The sequence below is a fragment of the Streptomyces sp. NPDC050448 genome (genome assembly GCF_040655295.1).
Lineage (GTDB): Bacteria > Actinomycetota > Actinomycetes > Streptomycetales > Streptomycetaceae > Streptomyces.
The window spans coordinates 1-15,814 of sequence record NZ_JBFAJR010000038.1; the positions used below are offsets into that span (position 1 = coordinate 1).

At 71.5% G+C, this 15,814-nt stretch carries 21 protein-coding genes and 1 tRNA gene; 5 read left to right on the plus strand and 17 right to left on the minus strand.

Annotation, left to right across the window (positions count from 1 at the left end; all coding sequences use genetic code 11):
* Positions 1 to 184: 184 nt before the first annotated feature.
* The 10 genes from AB0I68_RS31695 to AB0I68_RS31740 form a co-directional block, all read right to left on the minus strand.
* A complete protein-coding gene (locus AB0I68_RS31695) occupies positions 185 to 883 on the minus strand; it encodes a hypothetical protein (RefSeq protein WP_363180819.1) in 699 nt (232 codons plus the stop codon).
* A gap of 49 nt (positions 884 to 932) precedes the next feature.
* Positions 933 to 1,781 (minus strand): RNA polymerase sigma factor SigF, encoded by an 849-nt coding sequence (locus AB0I68_RS31700; RefSeq protein ID WP_363180820.1) that lies wholly within the window; start codon positions 1,779 to 1,781, stop codon positions 933 to 935.
* 219 nt (positions 1,782 to 2,000) lie between these two features.
* Positions 2,001 to 3,023 carry an RNA polymerase sigma factor SigF gene (locus tag AB0I68_RS31705; RefSeq protein WP_363180821.1) on the minus strand — a complete coding sequence of 341 codons (1,023 nt, stop codon included), beginning with the start codon at positions 3,021 to 3,023 and terminating at the stop codon, positions 2,001 to 2,003.
* A 247-nt stretch (positions 3,024 to 3,270) separates the two neighbouring features.
* Entirely contained in the window at positions 3,271 to 3,432 is a 162-nt protein-coding gene (locus tag AB0I68_RS31710; protein WP_159046037.1) for a hypothetical protein, read from the minus strand.
* A 429-nt stretch (positions 3,433 to 3,861) separates the two neighbouring features.
* Complete coding sequence (locus tag AB0I68_RS31715; protein ID WP_363180822.1) at positions 3,862 to 4,149, minus strand: hypothetical protein; 288 nt, start codon at positions 4,147 to 4,149, stop codon at positions 3,862 to 3,864.
* Positions 4,150 to 4,258: 109 nt separating this feature from the next.
* Positions 4,259 to 4,343, minus strand: a tRNA-Ser gene (locus AB0I68_RS31720).
* A 56-nt stretch (positions 4,344 to 4,399) separates the two neighbouring features.
* Entirely contained in the window at positions 4,400 to 4,891 is a 492-nt protein-coding gene (gene tadA / locus AB0I68_RS31725; protein WP_363180823.1) for a tRNA adenosine(34) deaminase TadA, read from the minus strand.
* Positions 4,891 to 5,439 (minus strand): hypothetical protein, encoded by a 549-nt coding sequence (locus AB0I68_RS31730; protein ID WP_363180824.1) that lies wholly within the window; start codon positions 5,437 to 5,439, stop codon positions 4,891 to 4,893. The genes tadA and AB0I68_RS31730 overlap by 1 nt, the downstream gene beginning before the upstream one ends.
* Before the next feature lie 479 nt (positions 5,440 to 5,918).
* On the minus strand, positions 5,919 to 6,113 hold the full coding sequence (locus tag AB0I68_RS31735; RefSeq protein WP_363180825.1) for a hypothetical protein: 195 nt from the start codon (positions 6,111 to 6,113) through the stop codon (positions 5,919 to 5,921).
* Positions 6,114 to 6,239: 126 nt separating this feature from the next.
* Complete coding sequence (locus tag AB0I68_RS31740) at positions 6,240 to 7,205, minus strand: universal stress protein (protein WP_363180826.1); 966 nt, start codon at positions 7,203 to 7,205, stop codon at positions 6,240 to 6,242.
* Positions 7,206 to 7,420: 215 nt separating this feature from the next.
* Here AB0I68_RS31740 and upp point away from each other — a divergent pair, with 215 nt between their 5' ends.
* The gene (gene upp / locus AB0I68_RS31745) at positions 7,421 to 8,056 is read left to right on the plus strand and encodes a uracil phosphoribosyltransferase (protein WP_363180827.1); all 636 of its coding nucleotides are present in this window, start codon (positions 7,421 to 7,423) and stop codon (positions 8,054 to 8,056) included.
* Between the two features lie 112 nt (positions 8,057 to 8,168).
* Here upp and AB0I68_RS31750 read toward each other — a convergent pair whose 3' ends face one another.
* The 3 genes from AB0I68_RS31750 to AB0I68_RS31760 all read right to left on the minus strand — a co-directional run bounded on the left by AB0I68_RS31750 (position 8,169) and on the right by AB0I68_RS31760 (position 9,628).
* Positions 8,169 to 8,825, minus strand: coding sequence for a LytR C-terminal domain-containing protein (locus tag AB0I68_RS31750; protein WP_363180828.1), 657 nt, complete (start codon positions 8,823 to 8,825; stop codon positions 8,169 to 8,171).
* A 175-nt stretch (positions 8,826 to 9,000) separates the two neighbouring features.
* Positions 9,001 to 9,300: a type II toxin-antitoxin system VapB family antitoxin gene (locus AB0I68_RS31755; RefSeq protein ID WP_030160221.1), complete on the minus strand. Its 300-nt coding sequence runs from the start codon at positions 9,298 to 9,300 to the stop codon at positions 9,001 to 9,003.
* Positions 9,301 to 9,463: 163 nt separating this feature from the next.
* The gene (locus AB0I68_RS31760; protein ID WP_363180829.1) at positions 9,464 to 9,628 is read right to left on the minus strand and encodes a hypothetical protein; all 165 of its coding nucleotides are present in this window, start codon (positions 9,626 to 9,628) and stop codon (positions 9,464 to 9,466) included.
* Between the two features lie 80 nt (positions 9,629 to 9,708).
* Between AB0I68_RS31760 and opcA the strand changes: the two genes are divergently transcribed.
* Positions 9,709 to 10,641, plus strand: coding sequence for a glucose-6-phosphate dehydrogenase assembly protein OpcA (gene opcA, locus AB0I68_RS31765; RefSeq protein WP_363180830.1), 933 nt, complete (start codon positions 9,709 to 9,711; stop codon positions 10,639 to 10,641).
* On the opposite strand, the gene AB0I68_RS31770 is transcribed toward opcA, so the two are convergent.
* Positions 10,590 to 11,066 carry a cupin domain-containing protein gene (locus AB0I68_RS31770; RefSeq protein WP_363180831.1) on the minus strand — a complete coding sequence of 159 codons (477 nt, stop codon included), beginning with the start codon at positions 11,064 to 11,066 and terminating at the stop codon, positions 10,590 to 10,592. The genes opcA and AB0I68_RS31770 overlap by 52 nt on opposite strands.
* Before the next feature lie 63 nt (positions 11,067 to 11,129).
* The gene (locus tag AB0I68_RS31775; RefSeq protein WP_363180832.1) at positions 11,130 to 11,720 is read right to left on the minus strand and encodes an HhH-GPD-type base excision DNA repair protein; all 591 of its coding nucleotides are present in this window, start codon (positions 11,718 to 11,720) and stop codon (positions 11,130 to 11,132) included.
* Positions 11,721 to 11,839: 119 nt separating this feature from the next.
* Between AB0I68_RS31775 and AB0I68_RS31780 the strand changes: the two genes are divergently transcribed.
* Positions 11,840 to 12,658: a VOC family protein gene (locus tag AB0I68_RS31780; RefSeq protein WP_363180833.1), complete on the plus strand. Its 819-nt coding sequence runs from the start codon at positions 11,840 to 11,842 to the stop codon at positions 12,656 to 12,658.
* 66 nt (positions 12,659 to 12,724) lie between these two features.
* Here the strand turns inward: AB0I68_RS31780 and AB0I68_RS31785 are convergent, their stop codons facing one another.
* Positions 12,725 to 13,312 carry a Uma2 family endonuclease gene (locus tag AB0I68_RS31785; protein WP_363180834.1) on the minus strand — a complete coding sequence of 196 codons (588 nt, stop codon included), beginning with the start codon at positions 13,310 to 13,312 and terminating at the stop codon, positions 12,725 to 12,727.
* A 55-nt stretch (positions 13,313 to 13,367) separates the two neighbouring features.
* A complete protein-coding gene (locus AB0I68_RS31790) occupies positions 13,368 to 14,330 on the minus strand; it encodes a helix-turn-helix domain-containing protein (protein WP_363180835.1) in 963 nt (320 codons plus the stop codon).
* A gap of 355 nt (positions 14,331 to 14,685) precedes the next feature.
* Here AB0I68_RS31790 and AB0I68_RS31795 point away from each other — a divergent pair, with 355 nt between their 5' ends.
* Both AB0I68_RS31795 and AB0I68_RS31800 read left to right on the plus strand, forming a co-directional pair.
* Complete coding sequence (locus tag AB0I68_RS31795; RefSeq protein WP_363180836.1) at positions 14,686 to 15,543, plus strand: helix-turn-helix transcriptional regulator; 858 nt, start codon at positions 14,686 to 14,688, stop codon at positions 15,541 to 15,543.
* Positions 15,540 to 15,788, plus strand: coding sequence for a DUF397 domain-containing protein (locus AB0I68_RS31800; RefSeq protein WP_363180837.1), 249 nt, complete (start codon positions 15,540 to 15,542; stop codon positions 15,786 to 15,788). The genes AB0I68_RS31795 and AB0I68_RS31800 overlap by 4 nt, the downstream gene beginning before the upstream one ends.
* Positions 15,789 to 15,814 lie beyond the last annotated feature (26 nt).

A 15,814-nucleotide genomic window follows, 5' to 3' on the forward strand; every position in this document is an offset into this window, starting at 1 on the left:
TCCGATCGGCCCCGCGGCTCAAGCGGCGGCGGGGCTGGAAGGCCTGGGGCTCCGCCCCGGACCCCGGACCTGGGGCTGCGCCCCGGGCCCCGCGCCTCAAACGCCGGCGGGGCTGGGTTGGGCCGGCGGGCTGGGGGTGGTCCCGGCCGGGCGTGGCTCCGGCGGTGGCTGGGGTGTGGGGGTGTCAGGTCCAGGTGGCTGTGGTGGTCCGGGTCTCTATGCGCATGCCCAGGGGGACTCGCCAGGATTCGACGCAGACCGTGTAGGTCTGCGTCTTCGTCGCGCCCCCGGGGACGGGGGCCGGGAGGGGCTGGGCCGTCGTGATCGTCGCCCAGTCGATGCCGAGGGCGCCGATGATGTGCGTCGCGAACGTGACCGTGCCCGAACGGGCCGCCGTGATCCCCGTGTTGGTGAACCCCACCGTGACCTTCTCGCACCAGCGGTCCGCCGCCGGGGCGCGGGTCGGGGTGCTCAGCGTCAGGCTCGCCGGGGTGGCCGGGGGTGTCGTCCCCGGCTTCGGTGCGGGGGGTGCCGGGGTGGGGGCGGACGGGCCGGCCTCGGGCGGGGCCTGGGGTGACGGGCCGGTCCCGGGCGGGGTGCTGGTGGCTCCGCTTCGGGCGGAGGCGGCAGCGCTCTGCGCACCCGGGGCGCTGGGCGACGTACTCGTGGTGGCGGAAGGGGCTCCGCCCAGCCGCTGGAACTCCACCGGGCCCCGGGGCGCGACGTTGTCGCCCGCACGGCGCTCCGGGCCCGGGGCCACGGCGCCCGCGGCCGCGTAGCCGTCACGTGCCGGGCCGCCGCACCCGGTCAGGCATGCGGCGGCCATGCAGCACGACAGCGTGAGCAGGGTCGGCGGGGTGAGGGCGCTACGTTCCCTTCGCATCGCGGCAGTTTTGCTGACTTCACGTCAGATGGGAACCCGGCTCCGGCGATTACTCGCCGATCAGGCCCACCCGGAGCTGCGCCAGCGTGCGCGTGAGCAGCCGGGAGACGTGCATCTGGGAGATGCCGACCTCCTCGCCGATCTGCGACTGCGTCATGTTCGCGAAGAACCGCAGCATGATGATCTGCCGCTCCCGGGGCGGGAGTTTGGCGAGCAGCGGCTTCAGCGACTCGCGGTACTCGACGCCCTCGAGCGCGGTGTCCTCGTAGCCGAGGCGGTCCGCGAGCGAGCCCTCGCCGCCCTCGTCCTCGGGGGAGGGCGAGTCGAGTGAGGAGGCGGTGTACGCGTTGCCCACGGCGAGGCCGTCGACGACGTCCTCCTCCGACACCCCGAGCACCGCGGCCAGTTCCGGCACGGTCGGCGAGCGGTCGAGCTTCTGGGCGAGCTCGTCGCTGGCCTTGGTGAGGGCGAGGCGCAGCTCCTGGAGGCGGCGCGGGACGCGCACGGACCAGGAGGTGTCCCTAAAGAATCGTTTGATCTCGCCCACGACGGTCGGCATCGCGAACGTCGGGAACTCCACTCCGCGTTCGCAGTCGAACCGGTCGATCGCCTTGATCAGGCCGATCGTGCCGACCTGGACGATGTCCTCCATCGGCTCGTTCCGGCTGCGGAAGCGAGCGGCGGCGTACCGCACCAGGGGCAGGTTCAGCTCGATCAGGGTGTCGCGTACGTACGCCCGTTCGGGGCTGTCCGCGTCCAGGGCGGCAAGTCGCTGGAAGAGGGAGCGGGAGAGGGTGCGGGTGTCGATGGCTTCCGAGCGGTCAGACGCTGCAGGTGCTGTCGGTTCCGCGCTCTTGACGAGCGTGAGCACCTTGGAGCTGCCCTGGTCTACGGACATGCCACCCCCTTGAGGTCGCGGACGGTCGCGTACGGCGCGCCCGTCGGAGGAACGCAGCCTCCACCTGAATACCGGAGGCGGGGCTGCGGCAAACGCGGTTCCAGCAGAATGTCACATGTCGGCAACGCGCTGTAGCGCCAAGTCGACATATATCTCCAGCGACAGAGCGGAATGAGCCCATTCTGTGGGAAACGGGGGAACGATCTCCACCCGTTCCAGCTACGCCTCGATCCTGTTTGCGGACCGGAGCCGGGCGAAGCTGCGGGCGAGCAGCCGGGACACGTGCATCTGGGACACACCGAGCTCGGCACTGATCTGGGACTGCGTCAGATTGTTGTAGTACCGCAGGAGCAGGATCCTTTGTTCACGCTCGGGCAGCTGGACGAGCAGGTGCCGTACGAGGTCGCGGTGTTCGACCCCGGCCAGCTCGGGGTCCTCGTAGCCGAGGCGGTCCAGCAGCCCCGGCAGCCCGTCGCCCTCCTGGGCGGCCTCCAGCGAGGTGGCGTGGTAGCTGCGGCCCGCCTCGATGCAGGACAGCACCTCGTCCTCGGTGATCCGCAGCCGTTCGGCGATCTCGGGCGTGGTCGGCGTGCGCCCGTGCAGGGTGGTGAGGTCCTCGCTGGCGGCGTTCACCTGGACCCACAGCTCGTGGAGCCGGCGCGGCACGTGGACGGTGCGGACGTTGTCGCGGAAGTACCGCTTGATCTCGCCCACGACGGTCGGCATCGCGAAGGTCGGGAACTGCACCCCGCGGTCCGGGTCGAACCGGTCGATCGCGTTGATGAGGCCGATCGTGCCGACCTGGACCACGTCCTCCATCGGCTCGTTGCGGCTGCGGAAGCGGGCGGCCGCGTACCGGACGAGCGGAAGGTTCGCCTCGATGAGGGCCCCGCGCACCCGGTGGTGCTCGCTCGTACCCGGCTGAAGGCCCTTCAGCTGCCCGAACAGGACCTGGGTGAGGGCCCGGGTGTCCGCGCCCCGGCTCTGCGGCCTGGGGGCCGCTGGAGGCCCCTCCGGGGGGTCCTGCTGGGGCGGAACCTGGGAGTCCTGCTGGGCGTCGGGCGGGGCGTCGCGCTGAGCGCCGCTCTGGGCGTCGGTCGGGGCGTCAGGCGGGGCGTCAGGCGGGGCGTCGCGCTCGGCGTGCTGCTGCGGGCCGTGCGCGGCGGGGTGCGCGGCGGGGTGGGCGCTGCGGGGGGTCGCTTCGCGTTCCGGGCCGTGCTGGGGGTCCTGCTGGGGTGGCACCTGAGGCGCAGTACTGGCCGGCACGGTCACGCCACCCCTTCATGTATCAACTCATCCGTCAAAAGCGGTCATAGCATCACAAGACATGTGCACTGTGTGCAAGCACCGTATATCGCCGTGTTGAGGGCAAGTTGGGCATAATGGGGTGTTTTGGGATGGAGGTATTGCGGGGGCGCGGGAATGCGAAAGCCCCCCACCCGTCGGAGTAGGGGGCCGGTAAGTCCGGAAGCCGCGTCAGCGTACGGGTTCAGCGCACCAATTCGGTCATGAACGCGCCGATGCCGTGGGCCGCGTCCGATATGCCCTGGAAGCCTATTTTCACGATGTCGGCCGCCTTCACCGGCTGGGTGATGATCACGAAGAGCACGAACACGACGAGGCCCCCCATGATCATCTTCTTGGTGTCCATGAGCGGTGTCGGCCTCCCCAACCGGTCCTGCAAAGTCGGGTGAGTCTATCCGGTCGCGTGCGGCCACTCACCAGGCCTTTATGGACCAATGGCCCGGTGGTCCGGGTCTTTTGCCGCCTGGCGGGCAGGTGCGGGTGGCGCAGTATGGAAGACGAGCCCACCGGTTCTGGCAGGAAGCCGGTGGGTGAGGGACAGGACCTCACTGCGGGGTCCGAGCCGCAGGCTTCCCCCTGAATGCGGTTCGGACCGGCAGGTCCCGTCTTCGTCGGGGGAAGTGGCTTGTCCCCCCGATGCCGCTTCCCCCGTCCCGTACGTCGAAGGCCCCGACCCCGGTCGGGGCCTTCTTCGGGTTGCGGTGCGGGGCTGGTGCCACGCGGTGCCGGGCTGCTGCCGAGCTGCTGCCGAGCTGGTGTCCGGGCTGGTGCCGGGCTATTGGACGGCGCCGAGCAGGCCCAGGACGGGCTCCGCGGGGGCGATCAAGGGCGTCAGCTGGTTCGGCAGGTCCATCAGCTGGCCGAGCTGGTTAACCTCCTTGAGCTTTCCGCCGATCTCCTGGACGGAGCCGAGCGTGGCCCCCTCCGGCATGCCCGGGGCCGCCTGCGGCAGGTCCGGAAGGGTGATCGGGGCCATGGGAGCGGCGGAGGCGGCCGGTGCGGCGAGGCCCGCGGCGGCCCCCGCGAGGGCGAAGGCGGCGAGCATGCGCTGGGTCTTGGTCATGCCGTGACAACGGCAGAGCGGGCGCCCGGTCACGCGGCCGTCATCCGTAAAGACGCGTCGGGATACGCCGAGAGCCCCGTCCCTTGCGGGGCGGGGCTCTCGATCGAAGCGGTAGTGGAGGGATTTGAACCCCCGATGGGTTGCCCCATACTCGCTTTCGAGGCGAGCTCCTTCGGCCACTCGGACACACTACCGAGATGGATCCTAGCCTACGGAGTCGCATCCACTGAAATCGGTATCCCGAGCCGCCTCAGAGGTCGCGGAAGAAGTCCGTCAGCTGCCGCGCGCACTCCTCTGCGAGTACGCCGCGGATCACCTCCGGACGGTGGTTGAGCCTGCGGTCCCGCACGAGGTCCCAGAGCGACCCCGCGGCTCCCGCCTTCTCGTCCTGCGCGCCGTAGACGACCCGGGCCACCCGTGACTGCACGAGCGCGCCCGCGCACATCACGCACGGCTCCAGGGTCACCACGAGGGTGCACCCCGGAAGCCGCCATTCCCCGAGCCGGGCGGCCGCCCGGCGCAGTGCCAGTACTTCGGCGTGCGCCGTGGGGTCGCCGCTGGCCTCGCGCTCGTTGTACCCGGTGGCGAGTAGCTCCCCGCCCGGGCCCAGCACGACGGCGCCGACCGGCACATCGCCGGCCGGCACCGCCCGGGCGGCCTCCTGGAGCGCCAGGCGCATGGAGTCCCGCCACGGGTCCCGTACGGGATCGGGGCCGTGCAGGGGGTGGTGCGTGGTGATCACTAGCGGACGGCCTCCAGCACCTCGGTGGCGCCGAGGGAATCGGCGATCTCCGAGAGGGCGTCCCCGTCGAGGGTCATCAGTTGTTTGTGGCTGACCCCGAGGTCGTCGAGCAGCCGGGGGTCGCCGAGCGGGCCGGCCGGTACCGGTTCCGCGCCGGGCGAGTCCTCCTCGTCCTCGTCGTCGTCGGCGCCGGTGAACGCGGCGATCGTGTCCTCCTCGCCGTCCTCGGTGCCGTCCAGGTCCAGTTCGTCGAGTTCGTCGTCCTCCTCGTCGCTGCCGAGCAGCTCGTCGGTCAGCATCGAGCCGTAGGAGCTGCGGGAGGCCGCGGAGGCGTTCGACACGAAATACCGCGGGTCCTCCTCGCCGTCCACGCGGACGACGCCGAACCAGGCGTCCTCCTGCTCGATGAGGGCGACCACCGTGTCGTCGTCGACAGCGGCGGCACGGGCGAGATCGATCAGATCACTGAGGGACTCGACGTCGTCGAGTTCCATGTCGCTCGCTTCCCACCCGTCTTCGGTGCGCGCGAGCAGTGCGGCGAAATACACCGTGACTCTCCCACTGGTCATAGGCGTGCCGGTTGGAGGTCCCCCCGGCCGGAGGTGGGAAGGGTTGGAACGGCTGTCCTGCTCGCCGCTTCGTGCCCCGCCCAATCGGCATCGTGGCAGAAACGGCGGCTTTGCGAGAGGTCTTCCGCGCTTGCGTCGTGCCGTGCCGTGCGCTTCGCGGGTGGTACGGGGGGCCTCGGCGCTCTCGGAGCGTCCGCCGATCCGCCTTCCCCGCCTCGGCGATGCGGGCCTTCGGCAGCCCGTACGGGCGGTCCGCGCGGCGGCCCGCGACGGCCGCCGCCGATTGCCTCGACACCCCGGCCGTGTCGCCCGGCGCGCCGTTACGCCCCGCGGGGTGGCAGGGGGCGGCCGGACTGGCGCCGGGTGCGCGTGACCGGCCCTCGGCGGGTCCGTCCGCGGGGCCTGCGGTCGCGGGCGGTACGGGGTGCGCCGGACCGGGGCGGTGGCTGCGGCGGCGGTCACCAGCGGAAGGTGCGCATGCGCATCTGCTGGCGCATGCGGGCCGCGCGGGCGCGGCGGGGCTGGACGCGGTCGCGCAGGGCCCGCGCCTCCATCAGGTCGCGCAGGAACTGCGCGCGGCGTGCTCTGCGCTGCGCCGCCGTCTCCGGCGGTTCCGGCGCGTCGTTCTGCCGGCTCGGCTGCGTGTCGGGCATCGGCCACCACCCCAGGCTGGTCCGGTCGTCCTCCTCCGCCGGCGCGAAGCAGACCCCCCGCACCCCACCTTCCCTCGGACGGGCCGATTGATGCCACCCCGTCGCAGCTCAGAAGGGTGGACGGCCTTACGGGTCGTCGGACAGCGTGGGGACGACCGCCACCGGGCCGTGCGCGTGGTGGAGCACCGCATGGGCCACCGAGCCCATCATCAGGGGCCCGACGCTGCGCCGCGGGTGGTGGCGGCCCACCACCACCAGGGCCGCCGACCGGGAGGCCGTCACCAGGCGCTCCGCCGCGTCTCCCGGCACCGCCGCCTGCTCCACCGGCACCCGCGGCCACCGGGCCCGGAACGGCACCAGCCGCTCCGTCTGGGAACGCAGCATCTCCCGCTCCGCCGGCACCGCGTCCCCGTCGTCGGCCAGCCCCTCCGGCGGGATCACCTGGAAGGGGCTGTCCACCATCGTCGTCGGCGCCGGCGGGATCGCGTACGCCGAGACCACCTGGACGGTGGTCCCCCGTGCGGCCGCCTCCGCGAAGGCGAAGGCCAGTACGTCGTCCGCGGTCTCCGCGGCGTGCAGGCCGAGCACCACCCGCCCGGCGGACCCGGATGACCCGTCGGCCCCGTCGGACGGCTCCGCCGGGGCCTGCGCGAGCCGCGCCGCGTGCGGGACCACCACCACCGGGCACGCCGCCGTCGAGGCCACGGCCCTGCTGTTCGAGCCGAGCAGCAGGGCCGCGAAGCCGCCGCGGCCCCGGGAGCCCATCACCAGCATCAGGGCGTCCTCCCCGGTCACCCGCAGGCCCTCGGGCACCGAGCCCTCCAGCGAGTCGTACCGCACCGTGTCCGGCAGTTCGGGGGCCGTGGCGAGGATGCCCCGTACCCACTCGCCGACGGGGTCGGCGAACTGCTCCGGCTGCGAGGCGTCGGCGAGGGACGAGCGGCGTGCCGCGTACAACTGGGCGCTGTCGGGCAGCACGTGCGCGACCACGAGGCCGGTGCGGTGGCGGAGCGCCGCGGTCCGCGCCCATTCCAGCGCCTGGAGGCTGTGCTCGGATCCGTCGACGGCCGCGACCACCGGTGCGTTGCTCATCAGTCCAGCGTGCTGGGCGTCCGGGCGGGTCGCATCCGCAGGCGGGGCGGTGGGGGCGGCGGCGGGCGCATCCGTGGGCGCGTGCGGGCACCGCTGCCGGTTCGGACGCACAGGGGTGCGCACACCGCGTAGCCTTTTGCCCGTGGGTCGCGAAAAGTGCGGCCGTTTTTGCAGGTCGCAGGTCGAAACCCGGCAGCTGAGCCTTGGAGGATGTTGTGCGTTTGCAGGTCGTCGATCACCCCTTGGTGGCGCACAAACTGACCACCCTGCGCGACAAGCGCACCGACTCCCCCACCTTCCGTCGGCTCGCCGACGAGCTGGTGACCCTCCTCGCGTACGAGGCCACCCGCGAAGTGCGCACCGAGCAGGCCGACATCGATACGCCGGTCGGCCCGACCACCGGCGTGAAGCTCTCGCACCCGCGCCCGCTCGTCGTGCCGATCCTGCGCGCCGGCCTCGGCATGCTGGACGGCATGATGCGGCTGCTGCCGACCGCCGAGGTGGGCTTCATGGGCATGGTCCGCAACGAGGAGACCCTGGAGGCCTCCACGTACGCGACGCGCATGCCGGAGGACCTCTCCGGGCGGCAGGTCTACGTCGTCGACCCGATGCTCGCCACCGGCGGCACGCTCGTCGCGGCGATCCAGGAACTGATCAAGCGCGGCGCCGACGACGTCACGGCCGTGGTGCTGCTGGCCGCGCCCGAGGGCGTCGAGGTCATGGAGCGCGACCTCGCGGGTACGCCGGTGACGGTCGTGACGGCCGCGGTGGACGAGCGGCTCAACGAGCACGGCTACATCGTGCCGGGCCTGGGCGACGCGGGCGACCGCATGTACGGCTCGGCCGAGTAGGACCGCCTCGGGCCCGACGGCCTCCGGACAGCCGGCTGCCTCCTCGGCGGCCGGCTGTCCGCGTCCGGAGGGCCGGTCGCCAGGCCCGTTGCCAGGCCCGCCAGCAGGCCCGTCAGCAGGTCTTGGCGGGCGCGGGCTGGGGGTTGGCCAGCAGGGCCAGCTCCTTGGCCGTCGCCTCCTTCGGGCTGAGCTCCTTGAAGGCGTCGCCGAGGATCAGGTCGATGTCCGCGCCGTCGCGGGCGTCGTTCTGCTGCGTATCGCCCTCGAGCTGGGTGCCCAGTACGGAGAAGGCCGCCTTGTCGGTCTTGGGCGAGCCGACCAGTATCCCCGTCCCGGGGACCTTCTTGTCGAAGTCGGCGGGGGCGTTGCCGACCTTGCCGATGGTGAAGCCGCGGTTCTTGAGCTCGTCGGCGACCGCCTTGGCGAGGCCCGCGCGCGGGGTCGCGTTGTAGACGTTGACCGTGATCTCGCCGGGCTGGGGCAGCGCGACGGCCGGTTTGGCGGCGGCGCTGGCGGCCGCCGCGGCGCCCGCCCTGGGTTTCGGGGTCGCGCAGTCCTTGCCCGCCGCGGCGTGTTTGCCGCTGCCGCTCTCGCCGCGGAACACGTTCATGAGCTGCAAGGTTCCGTAGCCGAGCAGGGCGAGACCGAGGACTGCTCCGAGCGCGGTGAAGACGATCCGCCGACGGCGCCGGGGTCGGCTCATGCGGGGATAGGCCGCTCCCGTGACGCGGTACTTTCCGCCCATGCCGGGGGGAGTGAGCATGCTCATGGGCGCAGCGTAATACCGCCCGCTGCCGATGCCCACCAAATGATCTGTTGATAGGGCAAGGCCGACCCGAAAGGCGCAATACTCGCGAAGCGGAACCCGAAGTACGCCGGGGTGCCGCCGAAGTGCGGGAGCGGTCCTCAGGTCCTGCCCCGGCGTGTCCCGGGGGTTCCCGGGCTCAGTAGTCCATTTCGAGGACGCGGGCGTGCAGCACCTGGCGCTGCTGCAGGGCCGCGCGCACGGCGCGGTGCAGGCCGTCCTCCAGGTACAGGTCGCCCTGCCACTTCACGACGTGGGCGAACAGGTCCCCGTAGAACGTCGAGTCCTCGGCGAGCAGCGTCTCGAGGTCCAGCTGCCCCTTGGTCGTCACCAACTGGTCGAGCCGGACCGGGCGCGGGGCGACGTCCGCCCACTGCCGGGTGGTTTCCCTGCCGTGGTCGGGGTACGGCCGCCCGTTTCCGATGCGCTTGAAGATCACACGGAAAGCCTACCGGGCCGGTGCCTGCGGGCGCAGCCGCGCTATGCCGGTGCAAAAGTGACAGGCGGGGCTATTTCGGGCGGGATGTATGAGCGAGAGCACCGACCCCGCGTCCCCGGCCGACCAGATCGCCGCCGGGTACGCCTTCACCGGACCCGCGCCTCTACGCGCGGTACGCGGAGCCGGTCGACCGCGAGTCGGCGTACGAGAAGATCAGCGCCGAGCAGGCTGCGGCCGAGGCGGCGGCGGAGGCGGCCGCGTCCGAGGCGGTTCCCGGGTGACCGGGGACCTGCGCGGGTGACCGCGGAGTTCCGCGGACGACGGTCAAGCGGCGCAGGTGACGCAAAAGGCAGCCGGATCCGCGGCCGGGGTGCCGCCGGAGCCTTCGGCGCTGACAGACTTCGCCCCATGCGGACCGAACTCACCGACACCACGTCCAGCAAGATCGACCGGGCGCTGCTCGAAGCCCGCCGGGCCGTCGGCAGCCCCACGATGGGCCTGGTGCTGACGCTCGTCATAGCCACCGACGAGGAGAACGCGTACGACGCCGTCCGCGCCGCCTCGGAGGCCTCGCGCGAACACCCGTGCCGCATCATCGCGGTGATCAAGCGCACCTCGCGCGGCCCGCACAAGCTCCGCCAGACCCGGCTGGACGCAGAGCTGCGGGTCGGCTCGGACGCCGGGACCGGGGAGATCGTGCTGCTGCGCCTGCACGGGGCGCTCACCGCACAGGCGGGCTCGGTGGTCCTGCCGCTGCTGGTGCCGGACGCGCCCGTGGTGGTGTGGTGGCCTGCAGATGCCCCCGCCGACCCGGCGCGGGACCCGCTGGGCGCGCTGGCGCAGCGCCGGATCACCGACGCGGAGGCCGCCGCCGACCCGGTCGGTGTACTGGACGAGCGGGGTGCCGCCTACGCCCCCGGGGACACCGATCTCGCGTGGACCCGGCTGACGCCGTGGCGGGCGCTGCTGGCCGCCGCGATGGACCAGAAGCCGCTGCCGGTGACCGGCGGGGCGGTGGAGAGCGAGGCCGACAACCCGAGCGCCGAGCTGCTGGCCCGGTGGCTCGAGGACCGGCTGGGGGTGCCGGTGGAGCGGGTCACGACGGACGGGCCGGTGATCACACGGGTCCGGCTGGACAGCGCGGCGGGGGAGATCCGGGTGGACCGGCCCGACGGGGCGCTGGCCACGCTGGTCCTGCCGGACGGCCCCGACCGCAAGGTGGCCCTGAAGATCCGCAGCAAGGCCGAGCTGATCTCGGAGGAGCTGCGGCGCCTCGACGCGGACGAGGTCTACGCTTCGGCGCTGCGCAGGCGGCCGGCCCAGGCGTCGCTCTCCGCGTAGTGGTTGTCGTACGTGGGCTGGCTGTCGATGATGTCCCGGACGGTGGCCTCGCCCGCGCGGACCCGGCCGAGGAGCCGGTAGTAGTCGAAGCGGCCCATGCCGGGCGTGAAGCCGACGAAGACGCTCGCCGTGTGCCCCGGGGAGGGCGCGAAGGCGTGCTTCACGCCCGCCGGGACGGACAGGAAGTCCCCGGCGGTGAGGGTCCTGACCTCGTCGCCGACGAGTACGTCGAGCCGCCCCGCGGTGACGTGGAAGAACTCGGTCGCCTTGGTGTGGAAGTGGACGGGGGCGCCGGCCGCGCCCTCGTCGAACGTGGCGGTGTTGCAGGTGAGCTCGGCGGTGTCGGTCAGCAGGGTGATGACGCTGCCGGGGCCGTCGGTGATGGTCTCGGCGGTGGCTGCGCGGGTCAGGATCTCGTTCGTCATGACCATGAATCTACGCAGGCATGTGACCGGTGACAGGGGCCAATCGGCAGCCGGAAATCCCGGTCAATTCCCTGCCTTGGCGGCTTTGGCGGCGGCCTTCATCTCCTGCTTGTGCGCCCGCACCTTCGCCAGGGACTCCGGCCCGGTGATGTCGGCCGCCGAGCGGTAGACGTTCGCCTGGCCGTAGCCGCCGGCCGCCTCGCGCCAGCCCTTGGGGCGCACGCCCAGCTGCTTGCCGAGCAGGGCCAGGAAGATCTGGGCCTTCTGCTCGCCGAACCCGGGCAGTTCCTTGAGCCGCTTCAGCAGCTCGTCCCCGGTCCGTACGTCGCGCCAGATCGCCTCCGCGTCCCCGTCGTAGTGCTCCACCAGGTACGCGCACAGCTGCTGCACACGCTTCGCCATCGACCCGGGGTAGCGGTGCACGGCCGGCTTCTCGGAGAGCAGCGCGGCGAAGGCCTCGGGGTCGTGGGCGGCGATGGCGTGGGCGTCCAGGTCGTCCGCCCCCATCCGCGTGGCGATCGTGTACGGCCCCGAGAACGCCCACTCCATCGGCACCTGCTGGTCCAGCAGCATGCCGACGAGCGCGGCGAGCGGGCTGCGGCCGAGGAGCTCGTCGGCCTCCGGCTGCTGGGCCAGCCGCATCGTGATGTCCATGGATCCAGCGTCCCGCGTGGCCGCGTTCCCCGCGCGGCCGCCGCACCGCGGGCCTAGCGTGTGAAGCACGCAAAACGCGACCCACGACACACAACCGACGACACAGGAGTCGATCGATCATGGCTGAGTTCCCGGAAGGCGCTCCGTGCTGGGTGGACGCGATGTTCAAGGACGTGGAGGGGGCCAAGACCTTCTACTCCGACGTGCTGGGCTGGACCTTCGGTGAAGCCTCGAGCGAGTACGGCAACTACACGCAGGCCTACTCCGGCGGCAAGGCCGTCGCGGCCGTCGTCCCGCCGATGCCGGGCGTCGAGGCCCCGTCGCAGTGGTGTCTGTACTTCGCCTCGCCCGACGCGGCGGCCACCGCCGAGAAGATCAAGTCGGCCGGCGGCGAGCTGATGATGGAGCCGATGCAGGTCGGCACCTTCGGGACGATGCTGATCGCGAAGGAGCCGAGCGGCGCGGTCTTCGGCGTCTGGCAGCCGGGCGAGCACAAGGGCTTCGAGAAGACCGGCGAGCCGGGCGCGTACGCCTGGGCCGAGGTCTTCACCCGGGACGTGGGGAAGGTGGACGGCTTCCTCCCGAAGGTCTTCCCGTACGGGGCCCAGAAGATGGAGCCCGGCGACGACCCGGAGATGGCCGGGATGGACTACAAGATCTTCAGCGTCGGCGGCACGGAGAACCCGGTCCTCGGCCGGATGAACATGGGCGACGAGTTCCCGCCCGAGATCCCCCCGTACATCCAGGTCTTCTTCGGGGTCCCGGACTGCGACGAGGCGGTGGCCAAGGCGAAGAAGCACGGCGGCGCCCTCCACTTCGGCCCGATGGACAGCCCCTTCGGGCGCTTCGCCGCGCTGACGGACCAGCAGGGCGCGGCGTTCGCGGTCATCGACATGTCGAAGACGTCGGGCGCCATGCCGAAGATGTCGGACGCGTAGCCGTCCCCCTCCGGGGCGGGCGGGGCCACCGGCCGGGCGGCCCCGCCCCCTTCGCCGCCCGGCCTCCTATGCGTAGAGCGGCAGGCCCTCGGTGGAGATGGTCCAATCGCCGATGGTGACGTCCTCGCCGTACACGAAGTCCTTGCGCGTCGCGTACCGCGGTCCGGCGGCGGTGGGGTGGATGTCCGACAGGACGGCACCCGTGCCGGTACGGGGGTCGAAGACCGCGTAGACGGGGATGCCGAGCAGCGGGTAGTCCCGCATCTTGCCGACCCAGTCGTTGTCCGGGTTGGAGCGGGAGACGACCTCGACGGCGGCGATGAGGGTGTGGGGGTCGAACGAACCCTGACCCTCCATGTCCGCCTCGGCGATCAGCATGATGTCCGGCAGCCGCAGAATGCCCTGCGGCTCGTCCTCCACGTCCGGGGCTCCGGTGTGGGCCACGAGCTCTTCCGGCATCACCTTCTCCAGGCGCTTCCGTAGGCGCAGCGCGGTGAGCTCGTGAGGGCTGGACGGAGCCATCATGTCGTGGACGATGCCTTCCTTGGTGATCTCGAACTTGCCGGGAACCGTGTCGTCCAGCGACTGAACGGCATCCCGCATCGCCGGGTACCAGTGGACTTCCTGCTGAACGTCGTCCGGAGCGATGGTCATGGAGCTCACTCCTCGTCTGTGCCCTGTGATCCGGGTCCGAGTCATCGCTTTCATGCTAGGTCGCCTCTCCTGGGCTCGTACGGCAGCCTTTGCAGGTGCCGGGGACTGGGTTGCGGAAGGCGCGGTCGCATTTATCGCAGGCCTGGAAGGGGTCCGGCGGGACGAAGTGCTCTCTGCGGGCCGGTGGTGCCAGGCCGGGCGGGAGCTGGGTCGTCAGGCGGTGGGCGATCAGGCCCGCCGGGTTGCGGGGGTGGTCCGGGAGGTTCGCGGTGAGGGCGCTGGTCACCGCCTGATGGGTGGCGCCGCGTTCCAGCCAGGCCTCGACGCCGCCTGCGAGGCGTTGGATGTCCCGGGCGCCGAGGAGCAGGCGGGGGTCGGCCCGGCGCAGTTCCGCGAGGAGTTCCTCGGCCAGCTGCCGGCGGGCCGGGTTGTCCGGGTTGCGGGGCGCCGGGAGGGCCGCCGCCCGGGGCTTCGCGGGCGGACCGGGCTGCCCGGGCCGGCCCGCCGAACCGGGCTCCGGCTTCAGCTCCGGCTCCGGCTCCGGCTCGGGTCCGGGCTCAGGTTCCGGCGCGGGTCCGGGCTCGGGTTCCGGCGCGGGTCCGGGCTCGGGTCCGGGCTCGGGTTCCGGCTCGGGCTCGGGCTCGGGTCCAGGATCCGGCTCGGGTTCCGGCCGGGTGACGGCCTTCGGCTGGTTGCAGAAAACCGTACGGGTGACGATCCGCCCGTCCGGGAGCTGCTCCTGGAGCCGCCTCAGGTACCCGTACGCCTCCAGCTCGCCCAGCGCGTTGCCGATCGCTTTCTCCCCGAGCGGGAGCTGCCTGGCCAGGGCTTTGATGCCGACCGGGGTGCCGCGCGGCACCGACTGGATGTACGAGGCGAGGGCCCGCGCGTTCATCGACAAGTGGGGATGCCGGATCAGGTCGTTGCTGACGACCGTGAAATTGCGGGTCTGTCGGACGTTGGCGTGTTGAACGCCGTACGCGGCGCGCGAGGGCGCGTTAGAGTGCTGGAAAGCCATCGGGAAGATCGATCCTTCTCGTGGTCAGGCCCTCGTCGGGATTGCGAGTCCCGGCGGGGGCTGCCTTGTGTCTGGAGTTGTCGGGGCGAGCATATGCCAGGCAACTGCCATGAAATCCAGCTGAGTTGGGGCGATTCACCCGTGTGAGTGAGCGGCGCTCCGGGGAGGCTGGAGGGGTAGGGCCGGAGTTCTTTCTCTTGGTTCTTTAAAAGAAAGCGTCGTGACCCACCGGGTCGCGGCCGGGCGCGACCCGCCTGCGCGAGCGGCCCGCACGCATGTCCACCACTTTGTCCAAGGCTGTCGAGACTGTCTCAACGCCAGTGACGGGTAAGGCGCGTTGAGGAGGTGGGTGCGCATGGGCGTGGACAGTGACGGTACGGAAGAGCACAGCTGGTCCGTGGACCCCGATGACGAACAGGGCGCGGCGGTGGTCGCGGCGCTCGGCCGTCAGATGCGGGCGCGACGCGAGGCGATGGGACTGCGGGTCGCCGACCTGGCGGCGGCGATCCGGTACGGCGAGGCCCTGATCTACAAGGTCGAGGGCGGCAAGCGGATCGCCAAGCCGGAGTACTTGGACAAGGTGGACGACGCACTGAAGGCCGGAGGCCTGATCCGGGCCATGCGGGAGGACTTGGCGCAGGTTCGGTACCCGAAGAAGGTCCGGGAACTCGCCAAGATGGAGGCTCAGGCCGTCGAGGTCGGCGCCTTCACCATCCAGGGCCTGCATGGTCTCCTGCAGACCGAGGACTATGCGCGTGCGCTGTTCGAGATGAGGCAGCCCGCCTACTCGCGCGACGAGGTGGAGCGCGGAGTCGCCGGGCGCATGGCCCGCATGTCGATCTTTGGGCGATTGCCTGCGCCGACGCTCGGATTCATCCAAGAAGAGGCCAGCCTTCGCCGTCCGATCGGGGGCACAATGGTCATGCGTGGACAGCTCGAACGACTATTGGAACTAGTGGAGTTGCGGAACGTGACTCTTCAGGTGATGCCGATGGACCGCGAGGCCCACGCGGGAATGGAAGGTCGGATCGAGCTGCTGAAGTTCGCTGACGGTACGGCAGTGGGACGCTCCGAAGGAGCATTCAACGGGCGCCCTGTATCCGACCCGAAGCGGCCCCGGACCCTTGACTTGCGGTATGGCATGCTCCGGGCCCAGGCTCTGACGCCCTGGGAGTCGCGCGTCTTTATCGAGCAACTGCTGGGAGAAACATGATCCACAAGATCGAGCTGGACTGGTTCAAGAGCAGTTACAGCAGCAGCAGCGACATCAACGACTGCGTCGAGGTGGCGTGGGTCAAGAGCAGCTACAGCAGCGGGTCCGAAGGCGACTCCTGCGTTGAGGTGGCGGCCTGCCCCGAGGCCGTGCGCGTGCGGGATTCCAAGGTCCTCGACGGGCCCCAGCTCGCCCTCACCCCCCAGGCCTGGGCGGGCTTCGTCTCGTACGCCCGCGAGGTCTAGGCCAGGGAGCGGCCCGGCTTTCGCGA

What these genes read in the sequence shown, in the direction of transcription:
- AB0I68_RS31780 (WP_363180833.1), top strand. Translation starts at nt 11,840, where the DNA reads ATGGCTGAGTTCCCGGAAGGCGCTCCGTGCTGGGTGGACGCGATGTTC.
- AB0I68_RS31710 (WP_159046037.1), bottom strand. Translation starts at nt 3,432, where the DNA reads ATGGACACCAAGAAGATGATCATGGGGGGCCTCGTCGTGTTCGTGCTC.
- AB0I68_RS31770 (WP_363180831.1), bottom strand. Translation starts at nt 11,066, where the DNA reads ATGACGAACGAGATCCTGACCCGCGCAGCCACCGCCGAGACCATCACC.
- AB0I68_RS31715 (WP_363180822.1), bottom strand. Translation starts at nt 4,149, where the DNA reads ATGACCAAGACCCAGCGCATGCTCGCCGCCTTCGCCCTCGCGGGGGCC.
- AB0I68_RS31775 (WP_363180832.1), bottom strand. Translation starts at nt 11,720, where the DNA reads ATGGACATCACGATGCGGCTGGCCCAGCAGCCGGAGGCCGACGAGCTC.
- AB0I68_RS31800 (WP_363180837.1), top strand. Translation starts at nt 15,540, where the DNA reads ATGATCCACAAGATCGAGCTGGACTGGTTCAAGAGCAGTTACAGCAGC.
- AB0I68_RS31795 (WP_363180836.1), top strand. Translation starts at nt 14,686, where the DNA reads ATGGGCGTGGACAGTGACGGTACGGAAGAGCACAGCTGGTCCGTGGAC.
- AB0I68_RS31750 (WP_363180828.1), bottom strand. Translation starts at nt 8,825, where the DNA reads ATGAGCATGCTCACTCCCCCCGGCATGGGCGGAAAGTACCGCGTCACG.
- AB0I68_RS31740 (WP_363180826.1), bottom strand. Translation starts at nt 7,205, where the DNA reads ATGAGCAACGCACCGGTGGTCGCGGCCGTCGACGGATCCGAGCACAGC.
- AB0I68_RS31695 (WP_363180819.1), bottom strand. Translation starts at nt 883, where the DNA reads ATGCGAAGGGAACGTAGCGCCCTCACCCCGCCGACCCTGCTCACGCTG.
- AB0I68_RS31700 (WP_363180820.1), bottom strand. Translation starts at nt 1,781, where the DNA reads ATGTCCGTAGACCAGGGCAGCTCCAAGGTGCTCACGCTCGTCAAGAGC.
- opcA (WP_363180830.1), top strand. Translation starts at nt 9,709, where the DNA reads ATGCGGACCGAACTCACCGACACCACGTCCAGCAAGATCGACCGGGCG.
- AB0I68_RS31785 (WP_363180834.1), bottom strand. Translation starts at nt 13,312, where the DNA reads ATGACCATCGCTCCGGACGACGTTCAGCAGGAAGTCCACTGGTACCCG.
- AB0I68_RS31790 (WP_363180835.1), bottom strand. Translation starts at nt 14,330, where the DNA reads ATGGCTTTCCAGCACTCTAACGCGCCCTCGCGCGCCGCGTACGGCGTT.
- AB0I68_RS31735 (WP_363180825.1), bottom strand. Translation starts at nt 6,113, where the DNA reads ATGCCCGACACGCAGCCGAGCCGGCAGAACGACGCGCCGGAACCGCCG.